This is a genomic window from Levilactobacillus koreensis JCM 16448 (assembly GCF_001435525.1).
In the GTDB taxonomy this organism is placed as follows: Bacteria; Bacillota; Bacilli; order Lactobacillales; family Lactobacillaceae; genus Levilactobacillus; species Levilactobacillus koreensis.
This window is the reverse complement of sequence record NZ_AZDP01000099.1, coordinates 1,324-7,145: the sequence shown is the minus strand read 5'-3', so window position 1 is coordinate 7,145 and position 5,822 is coordinate 1,324. Positions and strand designations below refer to the sequence as shown.

At 50.2% G+C, this 5,822-nt stretch carries 5 protein-coding genes; 1 reads left to right on the top strand and 4 read right to left on the bottom strand.

Features of this window, described 5'->3' with window-relative positions:
- Window positions 1–128 precede the first annotated feature (128 nt).
- The 3 genes from ptsP to FC99_RS08635 all read right to left on the bottom strand — a co-directional run bounded on the left by ptsP (window position 129) and on the right by FC99_RS08635 (window position 2,497).
- Window positions 129–1,862 (bottom strand): phosphoenolpyruvate--protein phosphotransferase, encoded by a 1,734-nt coding sequence (gene ptsP, locus FC99_RS08645; protein ID WP_048735735.1) that lies wholly within the window; start codon window positions 1,860–1,862, stop codon window positions 129–131.
- On the bottom strand, window positions 1,862–2,128 hold the full coding sequence (locus FC99_RS08640; protein ID WP_011668257.1) for a phosphocarrier protein HPr: 267 nt from the start codon (window positions 2,126–2,128) through the stop codon (window positions 1,862–1,864). Before FC99_RS08640 ends, ptsP begins: the two co-directional genes overlap by 1 nt.
- Before the next feature lie 168 nt (window positions 2,129–2,296).
- A complete protein-coding gene (locus FC99_RS08635; protein ID WP_048735734.1) occupies window positions 2,297–2,497 on the bottom strand; it encodes a hypothetical protein in 201 nt (66 codons plus the stop codon).
- 489 nt (window positions 2,498–2,986) lie between these two features.
- Between FC99_RS08635 and FC99_RS08630 the strand changes: the two genes are divergently transcribed.
- A complete protein-coding gene (locus tag FC99_RS08630; protein ID WP_082153277.1) occupies window positions 2,987–5,221 on the top strand; it encodes an ATP-dependent Clp protease ATP-binding subunit in 2,235 nt (744 codons plus the stop codon).
- A 401-nt stretch (window positions 5,222–5,622) separates the two neighbouring features.
- Here FC99_RS08630 and FC99_RS14205 read toward each other — a convergent pair.
- Window positions 5,623–5,822 (bottom strand): hypothetical protein (locus FC99_RS14205; protein ID WP_235805900.1); only part of this gene is annotated, 200 nt, incomplete at its 5' end.

Here is a 5,822-nt window from a genome sequence, read left to right as displayed (position 1 = left end):
AGCCCATATCTGCCGGCCGGTAAGGCGAAGGGACCACCAGGTTGCCTAGTTTTAGTTTCACTGTTGTTGCTAGAGCAAGCATGACTGGTATTTGGGAACTTTCAACCTTTAGTTAAACAGTATACCGATTACTTCTGAAGAACACCCGGAACCGCCGCTTGGACCATGGTGATGACCTCTTGGCTGGTGCTGGCCGAATTCAATGCCGTTTCGACCAACGATTGCAGGTCGTGGGCATTGAGCTGACCGATCAACTCGCGAGTCTTCAACACAGCACCGGCTCCCATTGAGAACTCATCTAAGCCCATGCCCAGCAAAAGTGGCACGGCGATTGGGTCGCCAGCCATTTCACCACACATGGCCACGGGAATTCCCGCAGCGTGACCGGCGTGAATGATTCGGTCGACCAGCCGCAAGATGGCTGGATGGTAGGGTTGATACAGGTAGGCGACGTCTTGGTTCGTCCGATCGGCGGCCATGGTGTACCCAATCAGATCGTTGGTCCCCACGCTCATGAAGTCAACCTCTTGAGCAAATCGGTCAGCCAATAAGGCCGCTGCTGGGACCTCGACCATCATCCCCACTTTGACCTTACCCATCGGAACCTGAGCAGTGGTGAGCTTCGACCGCTCATCATCGTAAATCGCCTTGGCCTGACGGAACTCATCCAGTGTGGCAATCATGGGAAACATGATCCGTAAGTTACCAAACGCCGACGCCCGCAACAAAGCCCGCAACTGACTACGGAAGATCTTTTGGTGCGCTAAGCTTTGGCGAATGGCCCGTTCACCCATGAACGGATTATCTTCATGCTTGGTTTTTAAATAAGGTAATGGCTTATCCCCACCAATATCGAGGGTTCGAATCACCACCGGCCGTGGCGCCATGGATTGGACCACTTGGCGGTAGACGTTAAATTGCTCGTCTTCCGTTGGCAGTTGGTCAGCGTCCATGTACAAGAATTCGGTCCGCATGAGGCCAATGGCTTCGGCGCCATTTTCCAATACCGCTGGCAAGTCACTGGCGGTGCCAATGTTGGCTGCCAACATCACACCGACGCCATCCTTAGAAGTCGTCTCGTGATGGCGCAGGGTCGCCAATCGTTTCTGATTAGCCACTCGTTCCTGCATGTCTCGCCGGGCCGTTGCCAATTCGTCAACCGTTGGCTGAATGATCACGTTACCACGCGTCCCGTTTAAGATCACCGTTTCACCGGCTGGAATCTGTTTGGTCGCGTTCTGCGTTCCCACGACGGCCGGCAAGTTTAAGTTCCGTGCCAAGATTGAAGAGTGGGATGTCCGCCCACCAACGTCCGTAATGAACCCTAAGATGTACTTCGGGTTTACGGACACCGTGTCGCTGGGAATCAGATCGTGCGTGACCACAACGACTGGATGATCGATCAGGACCAAGTCGGGTAAGGTGACCCCTAGCAAATGACCCGTCAACCGTTTCGTCACGTCATGCAGATCCGTAATTCGCTCCTGCATGTAGGGATTATCGGTCAATCCCTGCAGTGTGGCCTCATACCCCGTCGTGACATCCGCAATGGCTGCCTCAGCGTTAATATGCTTATCTTTAATGTTTGCTTCAACTGCCGCAATCAATTCCGGGTCTTGAAGCATCGCAATGTGCGCACTAAAAACCTGGGCACTGTCAGCGCCCAGGTTTTTAGTTGCACGAGTTTTAATCGTCTCAATGTCTGAGACGGCTGCTTCAAGGGCCTGATGGAATCGATTTAATTCGGAATCAAGATTTGTGATTAACCGTCGTTCAACGTTCAGATCTGGCTCGACCAAGCGATAAGCCTGACCGCAAACCACACCGTCACTGGCGGCAATTCCCTTGAGCATCGCCCTCATTAGTCAGATAAACCCTCTTTTTTCAAAGTTTCAGCAACAGCGTTCATCGCGTCGGCTTCGTCGTCACCATCAGTCGTGATCGTGATTTCAGCGTTTTGACCAACACCTAATGACATCACACCCATGATAGACTTTAAGTTAACGGACTTGTCTTGGTACTGTAAGCTAACTTCTGAGTTGAACTTACTTGCAGCCTGTACTAATAAAGTAGCGGGACGTGCATGGATACCAGTTTCTGCTGTAACATGAAATTCGCGTTTTTCCATAATTGATCGATCTCCTTTAAGCTTAGGTTGATTTCTTACTGAACATCATCCGTCTTGACCTGCGCATTGGCCAAACAACCATTTTTACGGATAACGTCTACCTACTAAGAATATCAATCTAAGCGATAAATTACAAGTTCTATGTGAACCGCTTTCATCAAAATAATCCTATTCGCCATCATTTCCGGCATCGTGATCGTAATGATAAATCAATTGCCCGTTCTTATTGGCCTGGCCAACCACCCGTTTCCGCGTGTCAAACGACATAAAAGCCTTCTGAAAGGCCGGAAAATCTTCCGGAGTCACTTCAAATTTTTCGATTTTCTTATCTTTCAACTGATTCATCAGGTCCGTAAAGTCTTTCGCCAACTCTTCACCCCCTCATGCACTTTGCCAGTTACGCCGACTGCCATGGCCAAATCACACAGCATTTTTAATCATCGTTGAACCGACTTATCCATTATACAAAAGATTCCGGCTAAAAACACGCTAGTCGGCTTCAACTGGAGGATTAACCTCTGCGTAACCGCAAAATTTAAATGTCGTCTGCCGCTGACCGGTTTTGGACAAAAGACAGTCAACTCTTCCCTATTTCACTGGCCAAAGCATTATACCCAACAAAAATTAAAAAAGTTGATGATTTCAAGAAGTCATTTTAGCATTCTCTAGACTAGAGTGCTAAAATAAAGTCGTTCGCTGGAAAGCCCCTGACACACGGCGCTTTCATCACCAAACAAAATACTTGCACGGTGAAGGGAACGCGGTATAATGTGGTCAATGGTCAAGAAAGGTCAAAACTTTTCAGACAGACCACGTGGGACTCCCACGAGAAATCCAGGCAAGAAAGGAGACGACAAGATGCTATGTCAAAATTGCCACCGCAATGAAGCAACGATACACCTATATATGAGTGTAAACGGGCAGCGGCAACAAGTTGACCTATGCCAAAATTGTTACCAACTGCTTAAGCAGCAACAAAACGATTCTGGAAATGGAGGTGGCCGTATGGCACAAGATCCATTCGGCTTTGGTAACCTGGATGATATTTTCCGGGCTATGCAAGACGGCAACGCCAATCAGGGCGACTACCGGCAAGCAGCCGCACAACAAGGTCGGCCAACGCAACCGGCTGGTAATAAGGGTTCCGGCAACGGACTGCTCAGTCAGTACGGACTGAACCTTACCCAGTTGGCCAAGGACGGCAAGATTGATCCCGTAATTGGACGGGATAAAGAGACGGCTCAAGTCATCGAAATCCTCAACCGCCGGACTAAGAACAACCCCGTTTTAATTGGGGAAGCCGGTGTTGGGAAGACGGCGGTCGTCGAAGGACTCGCGGAACGGATTGTCGAAGGCAACGTTCCCGAGAAGTTAACGAATAAGCAAATCATTCGGTTGGATGTGGTTTCCCTGGTTCAAGGGACCGGTATCCGTGGTCAATTTGAACAACGGATGCAACAACTGATGAAGGAAGTTCAGTCGAACCCAGACATTATCCTCTTTATTGACGAAATCCATGAAATCATGGGTGCCGGCAATGCCGAGGGTGGTATGGATGCTGGTAACGTCTTAAAGCCAGCTTTAGCTCGAGGTGACTTCCAGCTGATCGGGGCCACGACTTTAAATGAATACAGAGATATTGAAAAGGACCAAGCCCTTGCTCGGCGGTTCCAACCCGTTACGGTTGATGAACCGAGCGCTGATGAAGCCATTGAGATCCTGAAAGGGATTCAAAAGAAGTATGAGGATTACCACCACGTTCACTACACCGACGACGCCATTGAGGCGGCCGTTCGGTTGTCTGACCGTTACATCCAAGACCGTTTCTTACCTGACAAGGCCATTGACCTGTTAGATGAAGCCGGTTCACGGAAGAACTTAACGATCAACGTGGCTGATCCAAAGGCCATTGATGAAAAGATCAAGGTGGCCGAGACACAGAAACAAGCTGCCCTGAAGCAGGAAGACTACGAAAAAGCCGCCTACTACCGCGACCAAGTGACGAAATTGGAGAAATCCAAGGAAACCGCTGCGAACGCCGATCAAAATCAATCGGCCGAGGTCACGGTCAAGGACATGCAAGATATCGTCGAAGAAAAGACCAACATTCCAGTTGGCGAATTACAAGCTAAGGAACAACATCAACTCCAGAGTTTAGCCGGTGATCTTGAGGGTCACGTTATCGGTCAAAATGAAGCCGTTGACAAGGTTGCTCGAGCTATTCGTCGTAACCGGATTGGATTGAACGGCACTGGTCGGCCAATCGGGTCCTTCCTGTTCGTCGGCCCTACCGGTGTTGGGAAGACGGAATTAGCTAAGCAGTTAGCCAATGAACTCTTTGGCTCCCAAGAAGCAATGATTCGGTTTGACATGTCTGAGTACATGGAGCCGCATTCAATTTCTAAACTGATTGGGTCACCACCTGGCTATGTCGGCTATGAAGAAGCTGGCCAACTGACCGAACAGGTTCGGCGTCATCCTTACACGCTGATCCTGCTGGACGAAATTGAAAAGGCCCACCCCGACGTCATGAATATGTTCCTGCAGATTCTTGACGACGGTCGTTTGACCGATTCACAGGGTCGCACGGTGTCCTTCAAGGATACACTGATCATCATGACCAGTAACGCCGGTACCGGTGATGCTGAAGCTAACGTTGGTTTCGGTGCCGCCGCTGAAGGCACGACCCACTCCGTTCTGGGCAACTTGACCAACTACTTCAAGCCGGAATTCTTGAACCGGTTCGATGACATCATCGAATTCAACTCCCTCAGCAAGGAAAACTTGATGAAGATCGTTGATTTGATGATTGGCGATGTCAACCAGATGTTGGCGGGCCAAGGCCTCCACATCCACGTCACGGAACCCGTTGAAGAACAACTTGTCGCTAAGGGCTACAACCCCGCAATGGGTGCACGGCCGTTACGGCGAGTCATTCAAGAAGAAATTGAAGACCGCATCGCTGACTTCTACCTTGATCACGCGGACGTTAAGAATCTCGTGGCCAAGATCGAAGACGGTAAGATCGTCTTAGCTGCCGACACCGAAGCTAATGCTGCGGCAAAGGCAACACCTGATTCTGATAACAAATAAGATTTACCTGAGTGGTCGTGCCGATTGGCGCGACCACTTTTTTGTTATTACTCTAAAGGTTGAAAGATGAAATACCTGTCTCGTCCCAATATCGGTAAGCATTCGTGCCACTAAATTAGCGCCAATTTGCCGCACTCCGGCTGTCAGGGATTCCGCCTGCTGTGGGGACACTTCAGACTGGAAAATCACCAGTCTTCTCGCTCGCTTTGAAGCCACGAAGACCGCGTGTCTCCAAAGTCGCCCGTGCTGTAAGCTGGCTGATGAACCGCCAGCCAACAGCACCTCCACGGCCGGCTGCACCCCTGTCCTCCTCCGGCTCTGACTGTGCTTTACCATGACAACAGTCGGAAAACGTGGAGACTTAGCGCTTTTGGTCCAATCTATAGCGACTGTTACAGTCATTATCCCCGTTCGTCTACACACACTATGTAAGCCGAGAGGCCGGCAGATATGGGCTCAGGCGCGTCGTTCTGCTTGGTCGGCGTTTCTTGCCGGCTTAGCAGAAAACCAAGCTTGGAGACTCGGCTCTTTCGAGGTTTCAAGGTGTGTTCGCACCGTTCCAGCCCATATCTACCGGCCGGTAAGGCGAAGGACCCACCAA